Annotated in this window: 27 protein-coding genes; 6 read left to right on the top strand and 21 right to left on the bottom strand. The window is 36.4% G+C overall.

The features are described 5' to 3' along the window. Window positions 1–26 precede the first annotated feature (26 nt). The 5 genes from CKJ95_RS04870 to rpmG form a co-directional block, all read right to left on the bottom strand. Window positions 27–1,571, bottom strand: coding sequence for a rhomboid family protein (locus CKJ95_RS04870; RefSeq protein WP_099352268.1), 1,545 nt, complete (start codon window positions 1,569–1,571; stop codon window positions 27–29). Window positions 1,572–1,687: 116 nt separating this feature from the next. Then, window positions 1,688–1,867: a hypothetical protein gene (locus CKJ95_RS04865; RefSeq protein WP_099352267.1), complete on the bottom strand. Its 180-nt coding sequence runs from the start codon at window positions 1,865–1,867 to the stop codon at window positions 1,688–1,690. A gap of 42 nt (window positions 1,868–1,909) precedes the next feature. Then, window positions 1,910–2,704: a DUF92 domain-containing protein gene (locus CKJ95_RS04860; protein WP_099352266.1), complete on the bottom strand. Its 795-nt coding sequence runs from the start codon at window positions 2,702–2,704 to the stop codon at window positions 1,910–1,912. After that, entirely contained in the window at window positions 2,697–3,266 is a 570-nt protein-coding gene (locus tag CKJ95_RS04855) for a 5-formyltetrahydrofolate cyclo-ligase (protein WP_099352265.1), read from the bottom strand. Before CKJ95_RS04855 ends, CKJ95_RS04860 begins: the two co-directional genes overlap by 8 nt. A gap of 70 nt (window positions 3,267–3,336) precedes the next feature. Further along, the gene (rpmG, locus tag CKJ95_RS04850) at window positions 3,337–3,486 is read right to left on the bottom strand and encodes a 50S ribosomal protein L33 (RefSeq protein WP_099352264.1); all 150 of its coding nucleotides are present in this window, start codon (window positions 3,484–3,486) and stop codon (window positions 3,337–3,339) included. 192 nt (window positions 3,487–3,678) lie between these two features. Here rpmG and CKJ95_RS04845 point away from each other — a divergent pair, with 192 nt between their 5' ends. Then, window positions 3,679–4,038 carry a hypothetical protein gene (locus CKJ95_RS04845; protein ID WP_099352263.1) on the top strand — a complete coding sequence of 120 codons (360 nt, stop codon included), beginning with the start codon at window positions 3,679–3,681 and terminating at the stop codon, window positions 4,036–4,038. Window positions 4,039–4,157: 119 nt separating this feature from the next. On the opposite strand, the gene phoU is transcribed toward CKJ95_RS04845, so the two are convergent. The 10 genes from phoU to CKJ95_RS04795 form a co-directional block, all read right to left on the bottom strand. Further along, on the bottom strand, window positions 4,158–4,817 hold the full coding sequence (gene phoU / locus CKJ95_RS04840; RefSeq protein ID WP_099352262.1) for a phosphate signaling complex protein PhoU: 660 nt from the start codon (window positions 4,815–4,817) through the stop codon (window positions 4,158–4,160). Between the two features lie 24 nt (window positions 4,818–4,841). Then, window positions 4,842–5,648, bottom strand: coding sequence for a phosphate ABC transporter ATP-binding protein PstB (pstB, locus tag CKJ95_RS04835; protein WP_099352261.1), 807 nt, complete (start codon window positions 5,646–5,648; stop codon window positions 4,842–4,844). Window positions 5,649–5,739: 91 nt separating this feature from the next. Beyond that, window positions 5,740–6,624, bottom strand: a complete 885-nt coding sequence (pstA, locus tag CKJ95_RS04830; protein WP_099352260.1) for a phosphate ABC transporter permease PstA — start codon at window positions 6,622–6,624, stop codon at window positions 5,740–5,742. A gap of 1 nt (window position 6,625) precedes the next feature. Then, window positions 6,626–7,564 carry a phosphate ABC transporter permease subunit PstC gene (gene pstC / locus CKJ95_RS04825; RefSeq protein WP_099352259.1) on the bottom strand — a complete coding sequence of 313 codons (939 nt, stop codon included), beginning with the start codon at window positions 7,562–7,564 and terminating at the stop codon, window positions 6,626–6,628. 112 nt (window positions 7,565–7,676) lie between these two features. Further along, window positions 7,677–8,657 (bottom strand): PstS family phosphate ABC transporter substrate-binding protein, encoded by a 981-nt coding sequence (locus CKJ95_RS04820; RefSeq protein WP_099352258.1) that lies wholly within the window; start codon window positions 8,655–8,657, stop codon window positions 7,677–7,679. Window positions 8,658–8,869: 212 nt separating this feature from the next. Beyond that, the gene (locus CKJ95_RS04815) at window positions 8,870–10,975 is read right to left on the bottom strand and encodes a peptidoglycan D,D-transpeptidase FtsI family protein (protein WP_180271407.1); all 2,106 of its coding nucleotides are present in this window, start codon (window positions 10,973–10,975) and stop codon (window positions 8,870–8,872) included. 150 nt (window positions 10,976–11,125) lie between these two features. Next, window positions 11,126–12,412 (bottom strand): MFS transporter, encoded by a 1,287-nt coding sequence (locus tag CKJ95_RS04810; RefSeq protein WP_099352256.1) that lies wholly within the window; start codon window positions 12,410–12,412, stop codon window positions 11,126–11,128. A gap of 135 nt (window positions 12,413–12,547) precedes the next feature. Further along, window positions 12,548–13,156: a superoxide dismutase SodA gene (gene sodA, locus CKJ95_RS04805; RefSeq protein WP_099352255.1), complete on the bottom strand. Its 609-nt coding sequence runs from the start codon at window positions 13,154–13,156 to the stop codon at window positions 12,548–12,550. 190 nt (window positions 13,157–13,346) lie between these two features. Then, complete coding sequence (locus CKJ95_RS04800) at window positions 13,347–13,829, bottom strand: DUF456 domain-containing protein (RefSeq protein WP_099352254.1); 483 nt, start codon at window positions 13,827–13,829, stop codon at window positions 13,347–13,349. Window positions 13,830–13,890: 61 nt separating this feature from the next. Beyond that, window positions 13,891–15,525 (bottom strand): Na/Pi cotransporter family protein, encoded by a 1,635-nt coding sequence (locus tag CKJ95_RS04795; protein ID WP_180271406.1) that lies wholly within the window; start codon window positions 15,523–15,525, stop codon window positions 13,891–13,893. 274 nt (window positions 15,526–15,799) lie between these two features. Between CKJ95_RS04795 and CKJ95_RS04790 the strand changes: the two genes are divergently transcribed. Next, complete coding sequence (locus tag CKJ95_RS04790; protein ID WP_099352253.1) at window positions 15,800–16,126, top strand: LysM domain-containing protein; 327 nt, start codon at window positions 15,800–15,802, stop codon at window positions 16,124–16,126. A 126-nt stretch (window positions 16,127–16,252) separates the two neighbouring features. Then, entirely contained in the window at window positions 16,253–17,359 is a 1,107-nt protein-coding gene (gene ispG / locus CKJ95_RS04785; RefSeq protein ID WP_099352320.1) for a flavodoxin-dependent (E)-4-hydroxy-3-methylbut-2-enyl-diphosphate synthase, read from the top strand. A 52-nt stretch (window positions 17,360–17,411) separates the two neighbouring features. Here ispG and CKJ95_RS24015 read toward each other — a convergent pair whose 3' ends face one another. The 4 genes from CKJ95_RS24015 to CKJ95_RS04765 form a co-directional block, all read right to left on the bottom strand. Then, complete coding sequence (locus CKJ95_RS24015; protein ID WP_099352252.1) at window positions 17,412–17,807, bottom strand: hypothetical protein; 396 nt, start codon at window positions 17,805–17,807, stop codon at window positions 17,412–17,414. A gap of 123 nt (window positions 17,808–17,930) precedes the next feature. Then, on the bottom strand, window positions 17,931–18,344 hold the full coding sequence (locus tag CKJ95_RS04775) for a Fur family transcriptional regulator (RefSeq protein WP_099352251.1): 414 nt from the start codon (window positions 18,342–18,344) through the stop codon (window positions 17,931–17,933). After that, on the bottom strand, window positions 18,341–19,183 hold the full coding sequence (locus CKJ95_RS04770; RefSeq protein ID WP_099352250.1) for a metal ABC transporter permease: 843 nt from the start codon (window positions 19,181–19,183) through the stop codon (window positions 18,341–18,343). Before CKJ95_RS04770 ends, CKJ95_RS04775 begins: the two co-directional genes overlap by 4 nt. 4 nt (window positions 19,184–19,187) lie before the next feature. Next, entirely contained in the window at window positions 19,188–19,961 is a 774-nt protein-coding gene (locus CKJ95_RS04765) for a metal ABC transporter ATP-binding protein (RefSeq protein WP_099352249.1), read from the bottom strand. Between the two features lie 167 nt (window positions 19,962–20,128). Between CKJ95_RS04765 and CKJ95_RS04760 the strand changes: the two genes are divergently transcribed. After that, entirely contained in the window at window positions 20,129–20,395 is a 267-nt protein-coding gene (locus CKJ95_RS04760) for a DUF2624 domain-containing protein (protein ID WP_257215712.1), read from the top strand. Between the two features lie 27 nt (window positions 20,396–20,422). Here the strand turns inward: CKJ95_RS04760 and CKJ95_RS04755 are convergent, their stop codons facing one another. Both CKJ95_RS04755 and CKJ95_RS04750 read right to left on the bottom strand, forming a co-directional pair. Then, on the bottom strand, window positions 20,423–21,316 hold the full coding sequence (locus CKJ95_RS04755; RefSeq protein ID WP_099352248.1) for a deoxyribonuclease IV: 894 nt from the start codon (window positions 21,314–21,316) through the stop codon (window positions 20,423–20,425). Window positions 21,317–21,373: 57 nt separating this feature from the next. Then, window positions 21,374–22,681: a DEAD/DEAH box helicase gene (locus tag CKJ95_RS04750; protein ID WP_099352247.1), complete on the bottom strand. Its 1,308-nt coding sequence runs from the start codon at window positions 22,679–22,681 to the stop codon at window positions 21,374–21,376. 234 nt (window positions 22,682–22,915) lie between these two features. Between CKJ95_RS04750 and vrrA the strand changes: the two genes are divergently transcribed. After that, window positions 22,916–23,470, top strand: a complete 555-nt coding sequence (gene vrrA / locus CKJ95_RS04745; RefSeq protein WP_099352246.1) for a VrrA/YqfQ family protein — start codon at window positions 22,916–22,918, stop codon at window positions 23,468–23,470. A gap of 103 nt (window positions 23,471–23,573) precedes the next feature. Then, the gene (locus CKJ95_RS04740) at window positions 23,574–24,521 is read left to right on the top strand and encodes a 4-hydroxy-3-methylbut-2-enyl diphosphate reductase (protein ID WP_099352245.1); all 948 of its coding nucleotides are present in this window, start codon (window positions 23,574–23,576) and stop codon (window positions 24,519–24,521) included. Window positions 24,522–24,525: the final 4 nt, after the last annotated feature.

Below are 24,525 nucleotides of genomic sequence, written 5' to 3'. Positions count from 1 at the left end.
AGAAAAGTGCCTCAAAAGAGACACTTTTACATTGGTTCTTCCATTTTCTTTATTTCATTGATAAGTTCTTGATAGTTTTCATTTTCTGGGTCAATATCGACAGCCTGCTCCGCTGCAGTTTTTGCATTTTCAAATTCTTGCAACTGAACATAAATAAGGGCAAGATTATAATGTGCTTCTGAGATATCTGGTGCCTTTTGAGTGACGATTAGTAAATGATCCCTAGCATCTTCAAGTTTTCCAAGCTTAATTTCAGTATAGGAAAGATAAAAATAAACTTCTGGTGAGTCAGTCCCGTCTTCCTCTGCACTTTTTAGCATCTCATACGCCTTATTAACCTCATTAGCCTGTATATATTCCTGAGCAGTTTGAACAACAAAGCGTGGGTTATCGGAGTGTGGCTGAATCACATATCCTGCATAAATAAGCGCACCTACAGTCGCCAATGTTATGACAAGACCACCTACTCGTTTCGCAAATTCTTTACGTTTTGGCAAATGAACAATACTCGCTGCTAAAAAGCCCCCAACTAAGCCCCCAATATGCCCTGAGTTATCAATACCAGGAATCATAAATCCAAGGACAAGGTTAATGATAATAATTCCAATTACATTTGGGCCCATTGTTCTAAAAAACAAAGAGGGATAAGCAGCACCAAAAAATAATAATGCTCCAAAACATCCAAAAATAGCACCTGAAGCCCCAGCAGAAATATTTGAGTTAAAAACAAAGCTTGCAAGACTTCCTACAAATCCGGCGAACACATAAATCCATAAAAACCTCAGTTTGCCGTATAGTCGCTCTACCTCTGCTCCCAAATAATACAACGCAAAAGTATTCATTAGGAGATGAAGAAATCCGATATGTAAAATCATTGGCGTGAAAAAACGCCACCATTCACCATTTAGAATCCGGAAGTTTTCCTTTGCCCCGTATTTAAGCAAGGTTTCCGTGTTTGTACTTCCACCATTGAATTCTAAAATGGCAAACATCACTAATTGAATCGCAATTAAGATATATGTAAAAAAAGGCTTACCATTTTGGAAAATTTGCTTTTCATTCGATATTCGCTTATTTGCAACCGTAATAACCTCTTGCTTGATGTGTTCAACTGTTTCAAGGTCAATATAAATAGAGTCATCTATTTTTAATTCCGTATGTACAAGTGTTGAAACTTCTTTGAGTCCTGTTTCTTTATGTTCAGAATTAATTAAAACAGTTCTCAAGGTAGTTAAGCCTTTTGCACCTGCAAGGAGTGGTTGTTCTACCCGAAATCTCCAGTCATCAACAGGTGGGTATGTCGTTATGTAAATATTAAGAGCTTCCAATTTGCGGGCAAATAGACGTTTTCTAAGCTGTTCCAATCGTTGGGCGGTAAGTTCCATATCCCGCTGCATCCAATTGCTCCAGTCCAAATCATGACGTAAGATGCGAATAATTCTTGGCTTGTTCTTCTGCATCGTTTCTAACCAAATTTCATTATTCGATTTCGATAGTTGGAGAATTCGATAGCCACCTTCTGCCTGAAGCCCCTGTATCATTTTCCAAAAAAGATAATCCTGCGTAAACACCAAATCCCCCCTCTTCCAATGGGTATTATATTTATTATAAACGTTTTTCTATTTCCGTTACCAAATTTCTGTTTCAAAATTGAAAAAACCTGCTGAAAATCAACAGGTTTTTTCATTTATCGGAAGGCTGTTTGTATCATTTTGTTACGAATAAATGGGATTTTCATCGAGGTACTGATAGCAACACGACGAACGGCAGGATTGCCGAAAACGCGATTAAATATGCGATATCGGTACCTGTAGACTGCATATATCCCACCAAAAAGTAAAGCTATTCGGGTCAATAAGCTCAACATATTCATCCCTCCTAGTTATACTTTTTGACTATCTCTTTCATTTTATCCTAGTAAACGAAAAAAGAAATATGTCCCAAGTCCTGATGCCAGAAGGATTGATAAAAAGTTCACAACATCATTATCGCAAATCCGCAAGCCTTTTAAATAGGTCGTTTGTTTTTCACAATGGAGCTTTTTTTCAGTCTCTATTCCGCAGACAGGACATTTATAAACAACTTGAATACTCGCTCCCAAAATCGTATCAATTAAATTGCCGCAAAAGCCAATCACGGTTAGTCCAAAAAATAGAAAAAATGAAAGCTCTGGCCACACTAAAAATGAAATAAAACTAATAAGTAAAGAACCAAAAAAGCCAGCCAACGTTCCTAAGACGGAAACTGCTCCGGATGTCCCTGTATCAACACGCTTCAATTTTGTTAATAAAATTGGCTTTTTTTTACTTAGCGTTCCAATTTCCGAAGCCCAAGTATCAGCATTCGCAGCTGCGATTGAACCAACAAAGAAGACAAGCCAAAAGATTGAGTCAGTGAAAGCAAACATTAAACTTGTGAAGGCAGCGACACCACCGTTCGCAAAAACTTGAACAATATCCCGCTGTTCTCCTTTTGCACTTTTATTTTTGAGATTTCTTTTATTTCTAGCTTTGATTTTACTCCATAAGCTTGAAGTCGCAAAAAAAACGCCTAATAAAAGCATGCCCCGATAACCAAATCCAATCGAGACGGCACTACCAACAAGAATTGTCCCGACTGCTCCACTTTTTGTTAATGATTTAAGCTTATATCCTAATACTGCTACAACTATAGAAGCAATAATTTGGATAGGAAGATTAACCATTTGTTTCGATGACCCTTGTATTTGTTACGATTTTCTGGACCGGGATATCAAAAGGCTGGACAGGTATTTCGTCTACAACCTGTACAGGGAATGCTAAAGAAACTGTACTTCCTTGATAAAGGGTTAAATACCGATCATAATAACCTCCACCATGACCTAAGCGGTATCCATTCGTTTCAAAACTAAGGCCTGGCACAAATAATAAATCGATTTCATTATGTATAACGACGGATGTTTGTTCTTCAACTGGTTCCTGGAGGCCATAATAGACTACTTCTAATTGAGAATAGGATGTGATTTCACGGAATGTCATGGTTTTTGTTTTTGGATGGCATTTCGGTACAGCCACACGTTTATTTAATTCCCACGCTTTTTCAATTAGATATTTTGAATTGACCTCATACTCCCCAGAAATGGTGATTCCAATTGTATTTGCATTCATCCATTCAGGTAAAGAGAGAACTTGTTCAGTAATTTCCATTGACCACTTGTCTAAAGTTTCTTTATCAATTGAATGTAATGTTTCCTTCATCTCTCTTCTCATGTCCTGTTTCGTCTTCAATTTATTCGCTCCTCTCCATTTATAACTTTTATATAATATAAAAAAACAGCAGGAAATTGCTTTCCTACTGTTACTTTGTTTCGCGGTGTAGAGTAACCTTTTTTAGTCTTGGGCTATATTTCTTAAGTTCAAGACGGTCAGGGTTGTTTCGCTTATTTTTAGTTGTAATATAATTACGATCACCAGATTCAGTACAAGCTAAAGTAATTTTAACACGCATCTTCATTTCCCTCCAAACATATAAAGCTTTAATCAGACTTACCTATCATACCACTTAACTTCCCAAAATTCCAGTCCTATTTTTTGGACAAAGTAAAATTAATTACTATATCAAAATACAATTCAAATGACGAACTAATATTGTCCACCTAAACAAGTTACGATAAGATAGATTATGGAATGGAGTGACAGTATGGAATACGCAATTATTATCTTATTAGCTATCGCAATCCTTCTTCTTGTCGTTTCTTTCTATGGAAAGGACAGAGTTAAAATGGTGCAAGAAGAAATTGACCAACTTTCTCTTTCAATGGTTCAAGAAACATACCTTTTAAAGAAAAAAATAAAAGTCCTTGAAGAAGAGCTTCTAACCCATGACATTGATTATGAATCAGGGCCATCTCAAACAAGTGTCATGTCCTTGGCAAATTCCACCATTTTATCCTTATATGATAGTGGCTTAAGCTATGAGGAAATTGGAAAAAAAACAAATCTACCAGTCAAAGAAGTTCGACTCATTCTGGATCAAGCAAAAAAAATAGGGCTCATATAATGGATAAATATTTGTTACGCGGTATAGCAATCGGTATTATTTTTTCTACAATTGTTTATGGTCTTATTTACTATTTAACGACAAAGTAAAACTCAAGCCGAGATTGGCTTGAGTTTTTTTTAGGCATTTAAATCGACTTTTTTAGCTTTCACCATATAGATGATGTGTTCAGCCATATTTGTTGTGTGGTCTGCTACTCTTTCGATATGGCGGCTAATAAAGGCTAATTGTGTGATTTGGTTAATTGAATTAGGATTGCTTGGCATTAGCTCCAGTAGTTCTTTAATGATTTTTCCGTACAACTCATCAACCTCATCATCTGCTTTAGCTGTTTGAATGGCTAAATTGATGTCTTTTTCGATATACGCTTTTATTACGTTGTTTAACATGTCTAAAGCTTTTTCAGCCATTTTTGGGATATCAACTATTGGCTTGATGAGAGGACCATCTCCAATATGGATAGTCGATTTCGCGATATTTACGGCTAGATCCCCGATTCTTTCAATATCACTTGAGATTTTCAAGCCAGCGATGATGGCACGTAAATCCGATGCCACCGGTTGTTGTTGTGCGATTAATTGAATGATAATACTATCGATTTGCTCTTCAAGCTCATTAATTTTTTGGTCATCTTTAATAATTTGTTCAGCCAATTCAATATCTTGATGTGCAAGTGATTGTACTGATTTTTCTACTGCCGTTTTCGATAGATTGACCATTTCAACCAATAATTCTTTAAGATGGTCCAAATCCTTATCAAATGTCGTACGTATTGCCATGACATACACCCCTCTTATTCTTTATTATCCAAATCTACCAGTGATGTAATCTTCTGTGCGCTTGTCGGATGGATTTGAAAACATTTTATCTGTTTTTTCATATTCAATCACTTCTCCACTTAGGAAAAAGGCTGTTCTATCTGAAATACGTGCAGCTTGTTGCATATTATGAGTAACGATGATTATACTGAAGTTTTGCTTAAGTTCTTGAACAAGTTCCTCAATTTTTAATGTTGAAATTGGGTCAAGAGCAGAAGTCGGCTCATCCATTAGAATTACGTCAGGTTCAATTGCCAAGCATCTTGCAAGACAGATTCTTTGTTGCTGACCGCCTGAGAGTCCATAAGCATTTTCATGAAGGCGGTCTTTTACCTCATCCCAAATAGCTGCTCCACGCAAGCTTTTTTCAACAATTTCATCTAAGACCTTTTTATTTCGAATCCCATGAATACGAGGTCCATAAGCAATATTGTCATAAATTGATTTTGGAAAAGGATTCGGCTTTTGGAAAACCATCCCTACTCGAGTTCTGAGTTCTTCTTCTTTATATGATTTATCGAAAATATTCTTTCCTCTGTATAGAATTTCTCCTGAAATGCGAACAATCGGAACGAGTTCAACCATACGATTTAAGGTTTTAATATAAGTTGATTTTCCACAACCTGACGGCCCAATAATTGCTGTTACTTCGTTCTCATAGATTGGAAAATTAATATTTTTAAGGGCATGATCGTCCCCATACCATAGGTTTAAATCCTTTGTATCATAAACAATTTTTTTATCTATCTGATCTGGATTGGTATTTTTATTAGTCATTACTTGTATTGTCATAATCTGAGTTCTCCCCTTCAAATTAGAATCAAATGCGCATAGGCCAAATTTTGCGCCTGATATTAATACTGCTTCTTTCTCTTTTTTTAAATTAAAATCTTCTTTGGAACTTGTTTCGTATCATGATGGCAATTGAGTTCATTAAGAATAGTACGATTAATAAAATGACAATAGTTGCTGCTCCTAGGTTTGCGTATTCAGCTACTAGGGCAGAATCGAGTGTCCAATAATAGATTTGCATTGGCAATACTGTAAATTTATCAAAAATACTATCTGGAAATGGAATTAGCAAGGCTGGAATTCCAATTACTACAAGTGGCGCTGTTTCTCCAACTGCTCTAGAAAGTGCCAAAATAACCCCTGTTAGAATACCAGGTAATGAAGCAGGTAAAACAACATTTTTTATCGTTTGCCATTTTGTAGCTCCCATTCCGTAAGATGCTTCTCTCAAATAACCCGGAACTGCACGGATTGCTTCTTGACTAGCAACCACTACGATTGGAAGTACTAGTAATGACATTGTAAGTCCACCGGCTAACACGATATTGCCTAATCCAAAGCCACGAACAAAAATTGTAAGACCTAATATACCAAATACAATTGACGGAACACCTGCAAGATTTGAGATATTTGTTTGAATAAATCGTTGAAGACGTCCTTTTTTTGCATATTCTTCAAGATAAATAGCTGTACCAACACCCAGGAAAAGTGTGATTGGTGCAACAACAAGCATTAACCACAAAGTTCCGAGGAGAGCACCCATAATTCCGGCGTTCTCAGCAACAGTCGAAAGCTTGCTAGTTAGGAATTGGAGATCGATCCAACCCAGACTTTGAGATATGACTCGGTAAAAAAGAATGACGAGAACGACTAAACCAAACAAAGTTGATAAAAAGAAAATTGATTTTGCTATATTATTTGTAAAAAGTCGAGAATTAAGTTTCTTTTGCACCTGTGCGGTATTTACATATTTCATTTTAATATTCCTCCTTAAACTTGCGAGAAATATATTGTGCAAGTAAGTTCATTACTAATGTGAACACGAATAGTGTAATTGCTACAGCGTATAAACTATAATATAAAGTTGAACCCGCAGGTGCATCTCCACTGTTTACTTCAACAATATAAGATGTCATTGTTTGCATTGATTGGGTAACATCAAATGTAAAGTTCTTGGAACTTCCACTTGCAAGCGTAACAATCATTGTTTCGCCGATTGCTCTAGATATACCAAGAACAAATGATGCAATAATTCCAGACATTGCTGCAGGAATAACAACTTTCCACGTTACTTCAAGTTTTGTTGAGCCTAGACCAAGCGCACCTTCTCTAATGGAATTTGGTACAGAGCTCATTGCATCCTCTGATAGCGATGCAACCATAGGAATGATCATGATTCCCATTACGATGCCCGGACTGAGGATATTGGTCGGTTCAAGACCAGGAATAATTGATTGTAATAGAGGTGTTACGAACGTTAAAGCAAAGAAACCATATACAATGGTCGGAATCCCCGCAAGAATTTCAAGAATCGGTTTTAAAATTTTTCTTACTCGTTCAGATGCATATTCACTTAAATAAATGGCTGACATCATTCCGACAGGTATTGCGACAAGCATTGCTATAGCCGATGAAATAATCGTTCCTGTTAATAGAGGTAATACCCCGAATTCGGCATTATCGCCAAGGGGTTTTAATACTGTACCTGTAAAGAAGTCAAGAAATGGTACACGTTTAAAAAACTCAAATGTTTCAAAAAGAAGTGTAAGTACAATACCAACTGTTGTTAAAATCGAGATAATCGCAATTAAGAGTAAGCCTTTTGGAATGACTTTCTCTACAATAGTGTTTATGCTTTTTGTACTTTTATTTTTGGCAATCATCTCACGCACATTCACATTAGAACCTTCCTTCATGATAAACTCCCTTCGATCCATTTCATCATTAATAAAGACCAATTTTTTTCTATCTATCTATAATTAGGTGAAGATGAGAAGCAAAGATTGCTCTCACCTTCATTTTAAATTCTTATTTTAAAGCTTCTAATTCTTCTACTACTGCGTTTAATTCTTCTTCTGGAAGTGGAGCAAATCCAGTTTCTGAAGCTACATCAGCAGCGTTTTTCATTGTATAAATTGCATAATCTAATACTTGTGCCTTTTCTTTTGCCATGTTGACATTTAGATAAGTAAATACTGGTCTTGTGAATGGAGCATAGTCGCCATCTTCACTGATTGTATCTAAGTTAGGTTCAACAGGTCCGTTACCAAAATCAACTTTTACAATTTTAACTTTATCTTTGTTATTTACTGCATAACCGTATCCGAAGAATGCAATTGCATTTTTATCTTTTGAAACTAAGTCTACTAATGTAGAGTATTCTTGTTGAAGATTTGCTTCAGCTACTAAGTCCTGCTCGTCTAAAATGTTTTCCCAGAAGAATTCATACGTACCGTGGTTTTCGTTTGGACCGTAAGTTTTGATTGGCTCATTTGGAAAATCCGAACGTACATCTGACCAATTTTTCTTACCAGCGCTTGCTAAGAAAATATCAATTACTTCTTGTTGAGTTAATTCTTCAGCCCAATCGTTATCGGGGTGTACAACAAATGTTAAACCATCAAGAGCAACCTTTAATTCTTTTACTTCAATTCCTAAATCTTCAGCAGTTGCTGCTTCTTCGTCCTTAATTTGACGAGATGCATCGTTGAAATCTGTTCCGCCTTCTTCAACTAAAAACTTTTTAAAACCAGCACTTGTTCCAGCGCGACTTACTTCAACTGATACATTTTCTTGCTCATTAGTCATATAATTTTCTGCCATCTTTGACATGAAAGGATAAACTGTTCCAGATCCATCAATTACAACGCTGCCTTCTAATTCAGCACTTTCGGTGTCGCTTCCTGTTTTAGTTTCGTCTTCCCCTGTGCTTTTTTCATTTCCACATGCTGCTAAAATAAGCATTGTGATTGTGATCATTGCTAAACCTAAGAACTTCAAGCGTTTCATTCCTTAATTCCCCCTAAGAGTGAGTTTGTTTTGCTTTGTCTTACAAACTTAGAATAATCGTATTCTATTAATCTCGTATGAATTGAATGTAAAGGTTTTGTAAATTCGAGTAAAATGATGAAATTCCTTATATTTTGTCGAAGTTTTCTATTATGAACCATAGAAAAAAGCCTAACGAATTCGTTAGGCTTTTTTCATTCTTATTCATTTCACTAAGCATTATCTTCCTCTGTAGATGTTTCTTGTTCAGCTTCTGGATCCGTTTTTTGTTGAGATTGTGTAGCTCGCTTTTCTTTCAGTTCAAAATATTTATCTAAAATGGCTTCTCCAACTTTAAGGTTCATATTATGTGATGTGTTTCCATAATATGCGTATGGTAATACTACAGCAAATGCTACCTCAGGATTATTAAATGGAGCATATCCAACAAGTGTACTATTTACTGCTTCTACACCCTTGATGAATGATTGAGCAGAACCGGTTTTACCGGCAGCGTCATAAGGTTTACCCGAAAATGCGCTGCGTGCTGTTCCACTTGACCCTTGAAAAACTAATTTAAATCCTTGTTGAACCCTCTCAATATATTTCATATCTATATCAAGTTTGTTCATAACAGTTGGTTCAAAAGGTTCTTGGATTGGACCTAATTCATTTTCTTCCATAGTTGGTTGATGAATTTGTCTAACAATCTTAGGTTGCATCCTATAACCGTCGTTTGCAATCGTAGACACATACTGCGCTAATTGTAAGGTTGTATAAGTGTCATATTGTCCAATTCCTAAGTCCATTAATAGACCAGGAGTAAGATCTGGTCCAGGATACCCAGTCGCTTCACCAGGTAAGTCAATTCCTGTCTTCACTCCCAAACCAAACTGACTAAAATAATTTCTTACAGTACGAAATGTATCAGTATCAATAGAGATGGGTTGGCCATACACATAATGTCCACCCGCTAATTCGAGAAATAACTTAAACATATAAACGTTAGATGACAATTCTAGTGCTTTTAAATCATTAGTAGGTCCTAAATTCCTCCATGATGCTTTAAGTGATCCTTCTCTACCAATTTTCATTGGTGAATCATAATACATAGAACCAATATCAATGACACCTGTATCATACCCAGTTAACATGGTAGCACCCTTAACAGCAGATCCCATCTCATAAGCTGCATTCATTGTACCTAGGGCATAGTCCTGAAATCCCATTTTGCCATCTTCGCCTCTTGTGTAGACTTTTCCAGCCATACTTAGAATCTCACCGGTTTTTGGATTCATCATGACTACAAATGCTCGGTCTAGATATTGAGTACCCTTCATTTGTTTATGAGCCAACATTTGCTCTTCGATGATTTGTTCAACAGCTTGTTGAAGCTCCATATCGATTGTTAGAACTAGGTCACTACCTCTTTGTCCTTCAGAAATCATGATTGTTTCTTGTACGGCATTACCCTTAATTATATTTTCTACTTTTGCCTTTTGACCATGTAATACCGATTCATATTGTGCTTCTAAATAACTTAAACCAACACGATCATTCCGGTTATACCCACGAGCTAAGTAGTAATCAAGTTTATCACTTGGTAGTCCTTCATCTGTATCAGAAATCCGGCCAAGGATTGATTTTAAAGTGTTATCAAATTTATAATCACGAATCCAGTCAGTTGTCGTGTTGACACCTGGCAAATGCTCGAGGTTTTCACTGACTACAGCATATTCTTCTGGTGTTACATTATCATTCTTTACTATCTGTGGGACAAGAGCATAGCCCTTAGTCATTTCACGGAAGATTGCTGCAACTTCTAGCTCTGCTTCTGTAATCTGTTTAAGATCTTCTTCCGTAATTCTTTCGATTTGGAGTTTATAGATTTCTTTACTGGATAATTCTAGTTCCCCATCTTCCATTTTTTTCATTTCTTGCTCGACCAATGCCTTTGCTTCATCTGGGTTTTTTAGCATCCAAAAATCTTTCAAATCACGTTCTGTTACTTTGTCTGTCTTCATTTCAATAAACGTTGCAAGGGTTTCTGCAACTTCTAATACTTCTTCTTGCTTAGTCCCTCTTGCACGTGTATATGTGATCGCATTCAACGCCTTGTTATCAACGATGACATTTCCATTTTTGTCATAAATCTTACCTCGTGGAACAGGAAGATTTACAATTTCATTTTCTGTTTTTTCTACTTCCTTTTGAAATTTCTCACCGTGTACAATCTGTACAACCCCCAGTCGGAGGATTAAGGCTGAAAATAGCAAAAAGACAGCAAAGAATAACATATTTAAACGAAATGGAACATGGGACTTTTTCTTTTTGATCATAAACATCAACTACCTTTATTTATTTGCGTATTCCTAATTTTATCTTTAAACCACATTCTTATGAATAAAAAAGACACCTAACCAAGGCTAGGTGCCTTTATCTTCTATTGTAAAAGAAACTCAAGTTTTTTTCCATGATTAAATATTGCCTTAAGCAGTTGATCCACCTTCTCCTTCTATTAACTTGCGATTAGCCCCCGATTTGGATTGGACTGGACCAGATGCTTCAGGTGTTTGGATACGCCGGATTGGAATATAAAGCAGTATATGTCCCGCACCGACAATCGCAAGGAGAATTGGAATGCTTTGTTTTTCATCAAAGAAAATAACCGCAATTAGGAACAAAATAATCGAGAGTATTCTTCCGCAGTTTAAAAAGATCTCCCTCACTACCACATATTCAATTCTCATCTCTTTTGCGTTCCATCCTTTACCAATTACATCATAGGTTAAAGAATTATAGGGAACGAGTAAGATGGGATAAGCAATTCCAATAATAACACCATATATGAGCAGCCTTGCATAGGTTACATCAAAAAGAATCGCAAATATTGCAACATATATCATTAAACCGCCAAGAAGTATTGCCTTTTTGCGCATTTTCTTTTTGATTAACCTCGTTGCTAGGAAATAAAACAAAAACGACACGGCCGAATTGATTAATCCAAATTTCCCTAAAGCCAACTCACTGCCTGTCGCAACGAAAACAAACACTGAAATGACAAATACAAATGTACCTTCACGGATTCCTTGAAAAAAGTGAGCATGAAGAATATTCTTCCAGTTTGAATTATTTTTCCGTTCAGCTAGAATTCGTCTAAATACAAAATCTCCTTCTGCGCTTCGCCTTTTCAAGAAAAAGCTAAGCACTACAGCACCAGTAAACAAACCTAAGGAGATTCCAAAAATGACTGTATAACCAGTAAAACTTGCCATTGAAGATATGATGATTCCCGCTGCAATAGGACCGATCATTCCTGCGAATGAGCCTAGCAACCCTAAAAATCCGTTGAAAAAGTCACGCGTTTCAGGCTCTGTAATTTCAAAGGTTAAAACATTAAAAGCTAACCAGTAAAAGCCATAACCTATTCCAAGTAGAGCCCCTAATAAAAGCAAATACTGTGAGGCATTTTCACCAATCCAGAGAACGGTGATATAAAAAATGGCTAAGAATGAAACTCCAAGCCTTAGCACGATCACTCTATCTATTTTCTTAGCCCATCTTCCTGCCAGGATAAAGGTTATTGGTTGCAAAACAACGACTGCTAAATTATATAACCCTAAATCCTTAAAATCTCCTGACTGCTTCCATAAGTACACATTCACAAAGGTGTTGGACAAGGCAATACTTAATGCATACAATCCACCAATTACTAGTAACAAAATTAAATCCCTGTGTATGGGTACATCACCTAATACCTTTTTAAAACCAAACATCTGCTGACTCCCCTTTTTTATCTACATCATTATTGTGTGATAAAAAAAAGCAGATATACAAAAAAAAGCAGAAGGTTCCCTAAGCTTGGAACAAAATAAAAAGCCAGTGGACGAATCCACTGGCTCTACTCGACATTACTTTGCAGAATTGTAACGGTTTGCTACTTCTTCCCAATTAACTACATTAAAGAATGCAGAAATATAATCAGGACGACGGTTTTGGTAGTTTAGGTAGTAAGCATGCTCCCAAACATCAAGACCAAGAATCGGAGTTTTACCTTCCATTAATGGAGAATCTTGGTTTGGCGTGCTTGTAACTTCAAGCTCACCATTGTTAACAACTAACCAAGCCCAACCAGAACCAAAACGAGTTGTAGCTGCTTTAGTAAACTGATCTTTGAATGCTTCTAAGCTTCCAAATTTGCTGTTGATTGCGTCTGCTAATTCGCCAGTTGGCTCTCCGCCACCGTTTGGAGAAAGAATAGTCCAGAAAAGGCTGTGGTTTGCATGTCCACCACCATTGTTTCTTACTGCTGTACGAATATCTTCTGGAACAGCGTCAAGATTAGAAACTAATTCTTCTACTGATTTGCCTTCTAGGTCAGCTTTACCTGCGATTGCATTGTTTACGTTTGTAATGTAAGTATTATGGTGCTTAGTGTGGTGAATATTCATTGTTTCTTTGTCAATATGTGGTTCTAAAGCATCATAAGCATAAGGTAATTGTGGTAATTCGTATGCCATTGTTTATTCCTCCTTAAATATGTATGTAAAATTGAACCTTGAAAACGATTTCGTCTTCAGTAGTCCTCACTTGTAAGATTACCAAAATAAGTATAACCTTTCAAATGAAAAGCACTATTAATTCATAAATCTTAATACGTAATCAAATAGTACCAGATATAAAGTTCCCTTTATATGAAAGGATTATTCATCAAAACACAACAATTAAAAAATAGATAATCATAATAGCTTGAATGATCCCTTTTGCCAGAACTCCACTGAGAAATCCTATGAGTGAACCTACACCACTTTTAAATGCATCTTTTACATCCTTTTTGTGCACGAGTAATTCTGCTAAAAACGCACCCAGGAACGGACCAATAATAATACCAAAAATCGGAATTACAAAAGGGCCAACGAGTAGTCCAATCGTACTTCCCCAAACTGCCGCCTTACTTCCACCATACTTTTTTACACCAACTAAATTAGTTGCATAATCAGCACCCAATAATAGAAGGAGAAATAACCCTTCTATCACCCAGAACCAAATTGAAAAAGAATCAAACCCCTGGAAGAATCCATAAACTAAAAAGCCACCTGCAATGAAAAGCACGCTCGGAATAATCGGATAGACAAGCCCGACAAATGCGATTACAAACAATAAAATAATAATTGTCCACATCAGAAATCCCATAGATTTTAGCCTCCTTTAAAAAAATACAAGGCATTGTATGCCTTGTATCTAATGTAAGATATTAAAGTTGTCTTTCGCCTAGAACTGCTTCCGCAATATTTACAGCATGGTCACCGATACGTTCTAGATTACTGATAATGTCAACGAAAACGATTCCTGCTTGACCTGAACATTTACCTTCATTTAATCGTAGAATATGCTTCTTACGTAATGAACGCTCCATTGTATCAATCTTTTCTTCTTGTTTTACAACATCAATCGCCAATGTACGATCATTCTTTTGAAGACTTTGAACTGCTTCATTTACTGTATATACTGTTAATTTAAACATTTCATTTAAATCTTCCATTGCATCTTCAGTTAACTTCACTTTATTTGAAATCTGATAGTCAACTAATTCCACCACATTTTCAAAATGGTCACCGATTCTTTCAATATCACGAACCGTGTTAACAAGTACGGAATGTAAGGCAGACTCCTGTGCTGAAAGTGATCTAGATGATATTTTGATTAGGTAGTCTGTAATTTTTTTGTCTAAATTATTAATTGCATCCTCAATTTGCATAGCGGTATCCGCATATCTTTGAGATCTTTCATTTAAATAGGTGTTTGATTCTTCCAGACCCTTAACCGCAAATTCACCCATTCGAACAACTTCTTCTCTCGCTTGCCCTAATGCAATCGCTGGAGATTGTTCCACAAAGACAGGATCAAGATGTTTGGCCTTATATTCAATTAGCGAATCCTCACCTGGAATAAGTTTTGTTACTATAAAGGCTAAAACAGCGATAAATGGAAATTGAATAATAGTATTTGTCACGTTAAAGGTTCCGTGTGCAAATGCGATTGTCATTTCCGGATTTAAATTTAATGTTGTTTGTAAGTACCCAATAAACTTTGTGAAAGGCACAAGAAGGAGCATAAAAATAATGGTCCCGATGATATTAAAGATTACATGTGTTAGTGCTGCTCGTTTAGCAGCAACAGACGCCCCGATGGAAGCCAAAACAGCTGTAATTGTTGTCCCAATATTATCACCGAACAGAACAGGTATAGCTGCTTTAAGATCTAAAAGGCCTTCTCCAAATAATCCCTGTAATATTCCAATCGTTGCACTTGAGCTTTGTACAATAACCGTAAATACGGTACCGATGACAACTCCTAGTATAGGATTAGAACTCATATTAACCGTTAAATCATGAAAGGTTTCAAGGGATCTAAGAGGTTTCATTCCATCCCCCATTAATTCTAAACCTAAGAATAAAGCTCCAAAACCGAACACAATTTGTCCAAAATTATGTATTCTTTTATTTTTGAAGAAAAACAGTAATATTGCACCCACTGCAATTATCGGAAGCGCGTAATCGGAAATTTTAATACCTATGATAAATGCCGTAATCGTTGTCCCGATATTAGCTCCCATTATTACGCCAATTGCTTGTCTTAATGTCATAAAACCAGCACTTACTAGTCCTACAACAATAACTGTTGTTCCTGAACTACTTTGGATTAAACATGTTACAAAAATACCAGCGAGAACACCCATGAATGGATTGGTCGTAAACTTATCTAAGATATCTCTGAGTTTATCACCAGCAGATTTTTGTAATCCATCCCCCATGTACTTGATACCAAATAAGAAAATACCAAGACCGCCTATAAACTGAAATATCATACTTTGTACGTCTAGTTCCACAATGCCAACTCCTAAAAAAATGATCGAATTTTGTAGTAAAGCCATAAAAATAGTACCGTAGTCCATTTTTAATGTAAAGGTTTATTAAGTAAATTTACAATACTGTAACATAAGACAATTTTCCCTTCTCTTGTAACTCTATTTTTCACTTGATATGCAAAATTATGTATTTCTAGTTTCCCTATTAAATTTTTCTTCCTATTCTATTATTTTTTGGAATATAGTGGTCGGCGAAGCATATTCTGTATTAAGTAGACCTAGCGGAGGTTTTAAGATGAAGCGTTTATTTGCATTCCTAGCAATTGTGTTTATTGTATATATTATTTATTACGACATAAGAATTGGGACTCTACCAACAGCAAAAGATGAAAAGATAGAGGCAGCTGAAGTCATAGCCCAGACACCAAACGATCCCTATATGGAAGTCAAAGTAAAAGCAGGTGACACGTTACTTTCCATCGTTGAAAGAGTAAATAAAGAGAGACAAATCTCGTCCATCGAATCTGTAATCAAGGATTTTGAAGAACTTAATCCAGATAGTAAAGCAGAGCTTCTACAAATTGGGAAAACCTACAAATTCCCATTATATACGAGTGAATAAGGGTATTTTCTTGTCAATTTTTTATTTCAACTGTAAAATAGGCAAGTAAATGATTCTTTAGACTAGATATTTTTCAAATAAAGGATTACTCTTATATAAGTTATTCAAATGCTTGTAAAAGGAGCGATATTTGTGAATGAAATCATCCATCGTACAAAAACACGTCCTGTAAAGGTAGGTAATTTAACGATTGGTGGTAACAATGAAGTAGTTATTCAAAGTATGACCACAACAAAGACACATGATGTTGAAGCAACCGTTGCAGAAATCAAAAGACTTGAAGAAGCAGGCTGTCAAATCGTTCGTGTAGCATGTCCTGATGAGCGTGCAGCCAATGCAATATCTGAAATCAAAAAGAGAATTTCAATTCCTCTTGTAGTTGATATACATTTTGATTATAAATTAGCCTTAAAAGCGATTGAGGGAGGAGCCGATAAAATTCGGATTAATCCAGGTAATATCGGTCGCAAAGAAAAGGTTGAAGCTGTTGTAAAAGCGGCTAAAGAAAAAGGAATTCCTATTCGAATCGGTGTAAACGCTGGGTCATTAGAGAAGCGAATCCTTGATAAATATGGCTACCCAACAGCAGACGGTATGGTTGAGAGTGCTTTACACCATATTAAAATCTTAGAAGACCTTGATTTCCATGACATCATTGTATCAATGAAAGCATCAAGTGTACCACTTGCGATTGAAGCTTATGAAAAAGCAGCAATGGCTTTTGATTACCCACTTCACTTAGGGATTACTGAATCAGGTACACTATTCTCCGGAACAGTCAAAAGCGCGGCAGGTTTAGGTGCTATTTTAAGTAAGGGAATCGGAAATACACTACGTATTTCATTGAGTGCAGACCCTGTAGAAGAAATTAAAGTTGCACGTGAATTGCTAAAATCTTTTGGTTTGGCGGCTAATGCAGCAACATTAATATCATGTCCAACTTGTGGACGTATTGAGATTGATTTAATTAAAATCGCAAATGAGGTTGAGGAGTATATCTCAACAATCAAAGCACCAATCAAGGTTTCTGTATTAGGATGTGCAGTTAACGGTCCTGGTGAAGCACGTGAGGCTGATATCGGCATTGCAGGAGCAAGAGGAGAAGGTCTACTCTTCCGCCACGGTAAAACTGTACGTAAAGTACCTGAAGAAACCATGGTAGAAGAATTGAAAAAAGAAATTGACAAGCTTGCTGAAGAATATTACGCAAAACAAGCAGCAGAGCAAAAATAAAAACAAGCCCGACAAATTGTCGGGCTTATTTTTATTTCACATATCCACGTTGTTAAAAAAATGGGAGGATAAAGATGCCAACTATAATCGAAACAGCACCAATTCCGATTGCCCATGCTCCTAAACCAGTTGCTCCACGTCGACGTGCGATAAATCCAATGATAATACCTGCTGCTCCTAATAGTACAGGCATTACAAATAAGGAAATGATTGATAAAGCAAGAGCAAGCCAGCCTAAACCAGCACCACTCGCTACATTATCATTCGTATTGTTTCCTTGATTTTGATTGTTTGCTTCACGTTTTGTGGTTCCATAATTGATTGGAGCGGCAACTTCTGCTGCCGTTTCCTCATTGTAGCTTGAGTCAGCATTTGCACCTAAGTTTGGATCAACGTATTCAAAATCATCGTCTCGAATCTTTCTTACGTTAGTATCTTCTTTCGCCATGCTTATCCCTCGCTTTCCTTATGGGTAAGGAGCATTTTTAGTATGAGTTAAAGGAGCGAGAAATATAATTGTTAATCATTGACTTTAATACCAGTAGACTAGATTAAATCCTGCTCTTTTATATTAGATTCTACATTCTGGGCATGAACCATATATTTCAAATTTGTGACCTGATATATCATATCCAGATAAATTATCTTTCATTTTATCCATAGGACATGATTCGATTTCCTTTGTTTTACCACATTCCAAGCAAATAAAATGATGATGATGGTGACTTCCACCACAAGTAAACCTAAAATGCTTTTCACCTGAAAGCTCTGTCCATTCCAAGATGCCAAGCTCCACAAATAAAGAAAGATTTCTATAAATCGTATCAAAACTTAGTCCAGGATAGTTTTCCTTTAATTCGTCTAAAACATCCTTAGCTGTTAAATATTTATCAGATACGGAAAAGAGTTCAAGCATTTCCTGTCTCTTCCCTGTATGTTTAAACCCTTTGTCCTTCATTAACTGCATCGCTTCAGAAACATTCATGCTATTCTTCCTTTCCACCTTTTTTTCCAACTAATTGCGCCTAAAAGAATAATGATTGCAAGTACAACAATGGTTCCGCCTGGAGCTAAATCCAGATAGTATGAAAGCACCAATCCAAAAATGACAGCCAATTCTCCAAATACTACCGAGAGGATAATCGTTTGTTTAAAGCCCTTTGCAATTCGTATGGCTGCCGCAACAGGCAATGTCATTAAAGATGAGACTAATAAAATCCCAACAATCCTCATTGATGCAGCAATAACTAATGCTACGGTAACTATAAAGATAAAATGAATTGTTTTCGCATTGATCCCCGAAACAGCTGCATGCTCTTCATCAAATGATAACAAAAATAATTCTTTGTATAGAAAAGTAACAATAAAAATGACAAGCACAGAAATTGTCAGGATAGTCCATAAATCTGACCGACTAATCGCACTTACACTACCGAACAAATAATTGAATAAATCTGTGTTAAAGCCGTCTGCGAGTGAAATAAAAATAACACCTAAACCAATTCCACTGGATAAAATAATTGGAATTGCAAGTTCCTGATAATGCTTATAAACCGTTCTTAAACGCTCAATAAATAAAGAACCAACCACTGAAAATGTCATTCCCATGTAGATGGGATTGATAGGTCCGGCAAGCCCAAGCTTCTTTTCAAGTAAAAGGCTCGCAGCAATCCCTGCTAACGTCACGTGGCTTAAAGCATCCGCAATGAGTGACAGTCGTCTTACTACTATAAAAACACCAAGTAACGGTGCAATAAATCCAATTAGCAAACCACTTAGAAACGCATTTTGTAAGAATTCATATTGAAAAATATCTGAAAGCATTGTTTCACCTTCCATGACTATGTTCATGGGTAATTATTTGAAGTGAATGTCCATAAAATTGGGATAAGTCCTGATCTTGAACATGTTCAAACTCATCAGCACTTCCATGGAAATGAAGATGCTTATTTAAGCATGCAACATGTGACACTTTTTCCGAAATTGTCCCTACATCATGGGTAACTAATATCAATGTAATTCCCTTGTTTTTATTTATGTCCTCAAGCATATTGTAAAAAGTTTGAACAGTTTGGGCATCTACCCCGACAGTCGGTTCATCAAGGATAAGAAGATCTGGTTCACTGACAAGCGATCTTGCAATAAAAACGCGCTGTTGTTGTCCTCCAGAAAGCTCCCCAATGTTCCGATATAAAAACTTTTCCATTCCAACTGATTGGAGTGCATCCATGACTTTTTTTTTGTGTTCGTATTTGAAAAAATTGAATAATCCAAGCTTTGCGGTTAGGCCACTTGATACAACCTCAAATACCGTAGCCGGAAATCCCGAGTTAAAGCTATTTGCTTTTTGAGAAACAAAACCTATTTTTGGCCAGTCTTTAAATTTCGAAATTGGTGTGCCAAATAATTCAATTGACCCTTCTTGAAGTTTAACTAGTCCAAGGATGCTTTTTAACAGGGTGGTTTTACCAGATCCATTAGGACCGACAATAGCTAAGAAAGATCCTTGAGGGACAACTAGATTAATGTTTTCTAATACGGTTTGTTCCTCATATCGAAAAGAAAGATCCTTTATCTTTAATACCGAATTTGGATGTGTCAAGTTATCACCTTATCTATCGTTAATTTTTGCTCTTATTAAGAATCATTACGATTTATCCTTTATGAAGTATACAGGATGAATTTTATAAAGTAAAGAATTTGATTCTCGAATAAGATTTATGCACACACCTTTTCGTTGTGAAATACACTAACGAGAGGAAGGTGAAGATGATAACAATGAACATTTATCAACAAATCATTAATCAAAAATTAAAAACGTTAACACCTGATGACTTAATGAAATACGGGAAACAATATGATATATATGTATCCAAAGAACAAGCAACAAATGTATTAAAAATAATTCGAAAAAACAAGAATATTAATATCTTTAATCCAGATGAAAAAAATCAGTTATTAAGGGAAATTGCCCGTGTTACAAGTCCTGAGGTTGCAAGAAAACTCAACCAATTGTTTATAAAATTTACAAGTTAAAAAAAGCTGTCGATCGACAGCTTTTTTTTACTGATTAATTATTTTCTCGAGTAAACCTTCATCAAATGATTTTTCTCGAATCATTTCAATTTCGTACTTATATGGAGCCTTTTTATTGTTCTTGTCCTCACCTACATATGGTGTTTCAAGGATTTTAGGGACATTTTCTAGGGATGGATGATGAACAATATAATTGATTGCATTAAATCCAATTTTACCAAAACCAATATTTTCGTGACGGTCCTTTCTAGCCCCTATTTCGTTTTTGCTATCATTGATATGGAGGACTTTGATTCGTTCTAGACCTACTAATTTATCGAATTGTTCTAAGACTCCATCAAAATCATTCACAATATCATAGCCTGCATCATGAGTATGACAAGTGTCGAAGCAGACAGATAGCTTTTCATTATGTGTTACTCCATCAATAATTTGGGCAATTTCTTCAAATGACCTTCCACATTCAGAGCCTTTACCAGCCATTGTTTCTAATGCAATCTGTACTTTGTGATCCTTTGTCAGAACCTCATTTAAGCCCGCAATTATCTGCTTTATTCCCGCTTCAGCACCTGCTCCTACATGTGCTCCAGGATGAAGAACAATTTGATTTGCACCGAGCGCCTCTGTTCTTTCAATTTCAGAACGTAAAAAGTTAACACCTAGTTCATACGTTGCTGGGTTTGAAGTATTACCGATATTAATGATATATGGTGCATGAACAACAATTTCATCAATTCCATTTTCCTTCATATGAGCATGTCCTGCTTCTATGTTTAAATCCTCGATTTTTTTACGTCTTGTATTTTGGGGTGCTCCTGTATAAATCATAAATGTATTTGCACCGTATGATACGGCTTCTTCACTTGCTGCTAGGAGCATTTTTTTTCCACTCATTGATACATGTGAGCCAAGTTTTAGCATGCTATACCTCTCCTATCTCCCTACAAATTCATAAAAGTATATTACCATAGATCATGCTTATTTTCTCTTTAAGCGTTTTTGGCGCTTTTTAATTTTTTCCATTTCCTGATTCATTTTTTTCTTATAGCCTGGTTTCACCTTCTTAGGCTTTTTCACCTGACTCTGTGCAAGTTTATCAACTTCATCAACTTGCTTTTTTCTAGCCTTTCGTTTGTTTCTTTCGCCAATATTGACCCATTCATCGTTTTCAAGGTCCTTATTTACAAAAGTAACTCCCATTTTTTCAAGCCTTATGACTGCATCTTCATCCGCTGGCTCAAAAATGGTAGCTGCGATTCCTGAATAGCCTGCCCTTGCCGTTCTACCAACCCTATGAATGTAAAAATCAAGATCACTAGGTAGTTCATAATTGATGACATGGCTCACACCTTCAATGTCGATACCTCTTGCGGCTAAATCCGTCGCCACTACATATTGGAACTCTAATGAATTAATTTGCTTCATGACCTTTTTACGCTCTCTTGGTGGAAGGTCTCCATGGAGTCGTCCTACCTTCATCCCTTTTGCAATTAAACCATCCGCTACTTCGTCAGCCATTTTTTTCGTATTGGTAAAAATGATCGCTAAATATGGATTATAAACCTCTAACATGGATTTCAGAAGGTTAAGTTTATTTCGATGTCGTGATGGTATAAGAATATGTTCTACTTTAGCAGCAGTAGCCTGTTCAGGTGCAACATGAGTGTATCTAGGGTTCTCCATATATTTTTTTAGAAATGGCTTTAATTTCTCAGGAATGGTTGCAGAAAACACTAAAATTTGTAGGTCTTCGGCCATCCTTGCTGCAATTTGGTCGACGTCTTCAATGAAGCCCATATCAAGCATTAGATCAGCCTCATCGACCACAATTTGATTCGCTGTGTAAACTTGAAGAGCTTGTTCCTTAATTAAATCGTGAATCCTTCCAGGAGTTCCTACCACAATATGTGGTTGTGTTTTTAGTTTTTCGATGGCACGTGCTTTATCAGTCCCACCTACAAACAATTTTGCTGTAATTGGATTCTCACCACTAAATTTAATGATTTTTCCAATTTCATGATGTATTTGCGTTGCAAGCTCACGAGTAGGCGCAGTAATAACAGCCTGTACCTCCTGTCTTGCAGAATCAATATTATTAATAATTGGCAGTATGTACGCATGGGTTTTACCTGTACCTGTTTGTGATTGCCCAATCGCACTTTCGCCCCGCTGAATGCTCGGTATTAACCGTTCTTGAATTTCGGTCGGCTTTGTAAATTTAATCTCTTTTAATGCTTCAAGTATAAATGGCTGAAATTGAAAACGTTCAAAATCTTTTACTGTCATTACGATCCCTCATTTATATAAATATGAATTTGTTTTGCAAGGTTTGGGTTTTATTATATGTTTTCTCATAACCTAACAATTTATTATATAGGAAAGCTTGTCAAAATACCAATTGCGCCCATTTGAAGTAATAGGTAAACATTTAATTCACCCACCGCATATTCTAAAAATAAGGTATTATCACCCGATTCATTCTTCTACTTAACTTATGTAACCTGAAAGGAGGAGAAGTAAATGTTTTATCCACGACAACCAATGAATCAAATGAGACCAATGAGACAAATGAGGCCGCCATCCATGTTTCCACAGCAATATGGGTTTCGACCACCAGGAATGTATGGTGGTATGCAAGGTATGCAAGGACAAGGAAGATCCGGATTAGGTGGCATTTTGAAAAAATTAATCCCTGGAATGGGAAAGTCGAATCCCATGCAAGGAATGGGAGGTATGCCTGGTTTCTTTAATCCTTCACAAGGAATGAACCCTAGCACCCTTCAAAGTTTAGCAAATCCCTCTAACCTTAGTGCGATGATGGGAAATGTACAAAAAACGTTAAAAATGGCTGAATCTGTAGTTCCAATGGTTCAACAATATGGGCCATTAATGAAAAACATCCCCGCAATGATTAGGATGTATAGTGCAATTAAAAATGCAGGGAATGAACAGGAAGAAGAGAATGAGACTATTTCACTATCGGATGTGACTTCAGATAGTGAACAGTTTGAAAATGAAGAAGAAAAACCAAAAGCAAGTGGTACAGGTCAATCAGTTCCAAGGCTTTACATTTAAAAGACTTTGTATTATCCTTCATACTCAGATATAATAAATACGAGATTACGAGAGTACCAATAGGTATGAGCTATCCGATTTATTGACTGAGGAGGAGAAGAGCATGGAAGTAATCAAAATTGCTCCCCGTGGATATTGCTACGGTGTAGTAGATGCGATGGTAATTGCGAAAAATGCCGCTTTAGATAAAACATTACCAAGACCTATATATATACTAGGGATGATTGTTCACAATAAGCATGTAACTGATGCCTTTGAAGAAGAAGGAATTATTACGCTTGATGGAGCAAACCGTTTAGATATTTTAAATCAGGTTAAAGAAGGTACCGTTATTTTCACAGCACATGGCGTTTCACCAGAGGTGAAAAGATTAGCAAAAGAACGTGGTCTTGTTACACTTGATGCCACTTGCCCTGATGTAACAAGAACACATGATTTAATTAAGGAAAAAACAGCTGAAGACTACCATATTATTTATATTGGTAAGAAGGGCCACCCAGAGCCAGAAGGTGCATTGGGTGTAGCACCTAGTTTCGTTCATCTTGTTGAAACAGTTGAAGATGTTGAAAAACTAGAGCTGAATCATGAAAACCTTGTTGTGACCAACCAAACAACAATGAGTCAGTGGGACGTTCTTCATGTAATGGAAAAGGTTAAGGAAAAGTTTCCACATGCTGAAGTCCACAATGAAATTTGTTTAGCTACACAGGTTCGACAAGAAGCTGTTGCCCAGCAAGCAACTGTGGCTGACTTAACAATCGTAGTTGGAGATCCGAAGAGCAATAACTCAAACCGTCTTGCACAAGTTTCTGAAGAAATTGCAGGTACAAAAGCATATCGTGTTGCAGACGTAAGTGATATTCAACTTGAATGGCTTAAAGGTGTTGAGAAAGTAGCCGTTACAGCTGGCGCTTCCACCCCAACCCCAATTACAAAAGAGGTCATTAACTTTTTAGAGCAATTCGATCCTGAAAATGAGGAAACATGGGAACGAGCTCGAAAAGTTCCGCTCTATAAAGTGTTACCAAAGGTAAAAATAGCTAAAAAATAACCGA

Origin of the sequence: Fredinandcohnia onubensis, from assembly GCF_002734285.1 — a bacterium.
Taxonomy (GTDB): domain Bacteria; phylum Bacillota; class Bacilli; order Bacillales; family Bacillaceae_L; genus Ferdinandcohnia; species Ferdinandcohnia onubensis_A.
Note: the sequence above shows the minus strand (reverse complement) of the source record. Positions and strands in the feature narration are given on the sequence as shown.

What these genes read in the sequence shown, in the direction of transcription:
- CKJ95_RS04865 (WP_099352267.1), bottom strand. Translation starts at nt 1,867, where the DNA reads ATGTTGAGCTTATTGACCCGAATAGCTTTACTTTTTGGTGGGATATAT.
- CKJ95_RS04860 (WP_099352266.1), bottom strand. Translation starts at nt 2,704, where the DNA reads ATGGTTAATCTTCCTATCCAAATTATTGCTTCTATAGTTGTAGCAGTA.
- rpmG (WP_099352264.1), bottom strand. Translation starts at nt 3,486, where the DNA reads ATGCGTGTTAAAATTACTTTAGCTTGTACTGAATCTGGTGATCGTAAT.
- CKJ95_RS04845 (WP_099352263.1), top strand. Translation starts at nt 3,679, where the DNA reads ATGGAATACGCAATTATTATCTTATTAGCTATCGCAATCCTTCTTCTT.
- phoU (WP_099352262.1), bottom strand. Translation starts at nt 4,817, where the DNA reads ATGGCAATACGTACGACATTTGATAAGGATTTGGACCATCTTAAAGAA.
- pstB (WP_099352261.1), bottom strand. Translation starts at nt 5,648, where the DNA reads ATGACAATACAAGTAATGACTAATAAAAATACCAATCCAGATCAGATA.
- pstA (WP_099352260.1), bottom strand. Translation starts at nt 6,624, where the DNA reads ATGAAATATGTAAATACCGCACAGGTGCAAAAGAAACTTAATTCTCGA.
- pstC (WP_099352259.1), bottom strand. Translation starts at nt 7,564, where the DNA reads ATGAAGGAAGGTTCTAATGTGAATGTGCGTGAGATGATTGCCAAAAAT.
- CKJ95_RS04820 (WP_099352258.1), bottom strand. Translation starts at nt 8,657, where the DNA reads ATGAAACGCTTGAAGTTCTTAGGTTTAGCAATGATCACAATCACAATG.
- CKJ95_RS04815 (WP_180271407.1), bottom strand. Translation starts at nt 10,975, where the DNA reads ATGATCAAAAAGAAAAAGTCCCATGTTCCATTTCGTTTAAATATGTTA.
- CKJ95_RS04810 (WP_099352256.1), bottom strand. Translation starts at nt 12,412, where the DNA reads ATGTTTGGTTTTAAAAAGGTATTAGGTGATGTACCCATACACAGGGAT.
- sodA (WP_099352255.1), bottom strand. Translation starts at nt 13,156, where the DNA reads ATGGCATACGAATTACCACAATTACCTTATGCTTATGATGCTTTAGAA.
- CKJ95_RS04800 (WP_099352254.1), bottom strand. Translation starts at nt 13,829, where the DNA reads ATGGGATTTCTGATGTGGACAATTATTATTTTATTGTTTGTAATCGCA.
- CKJ95_RS04790 (WP_099352253.1), top strand. Translation starts at nt 15,800, where the DNA reads ATGAAGCGTTTATTTGCATTCCTAGCAATTGTGTTTATTGTATATATT.
- CKJ95_RS24015 (WP_099352252.1), bottom strand. Translation starts at nt 17,807, where the DNA reads ATGGCGAAAGAAGATACTAACGTAAGAAAGATTCGAGACGATGATTTT.
- CKJ95_RS04775 (WP_099352251.1), bottom strand. Translation starts at nt 18,344, where the DNA reads ATGAATGTTTCTGAAGCGATGCAGTTAATGAAGGACAAAGGGTTTAAA.
- CKJ95_RS04770 (WP_099352250.1), bottom strand. Translation starts at nt 19,183, where the DNA reads ATGCTTTCAGATATTTTTCAATATGAATTCTTACAAAATGCGTTTCTA.
- CKJ95_RS04760 (WP_257215712.1), top strand. Translation starts at nt 20,129, where the DNA reads ATGATAACAATGAACATTTATCAACAAATCATTAATCAAAAATTAAAA.
- CKJ95_RS04755 (WP_099352248.1), bottom strand. Translation starts at nt 21,316, where the DNA reads ATGCTAAAACTTGGCTCACATGTATCAATGAGTGGAAAAAAAATGCTC.
- CKJ95_RS04750 (WP_099352247.1), bottom strand. Translation starts at nt 22,681, where the DNA reads ATGACAGTAAAAGATTTTGAACGTTTTCAATTTCAGCCATTTATACTT.
- vrrA (WP_099352246.1), top strand. Translation starts at nt 22,916, where the DNA reads ATGTTTTATCCACGACAACCAATGAATCAAATGAGACCAATGAGACAA.
- CKJ95_RS04740 (WP_099352245.1), top strand. Translation starts at nt 23,574, where the DNA reads ATGGAAGTAATCAAAATTGCTCCCCGTGGATATTGCTACGGTGTAGTA.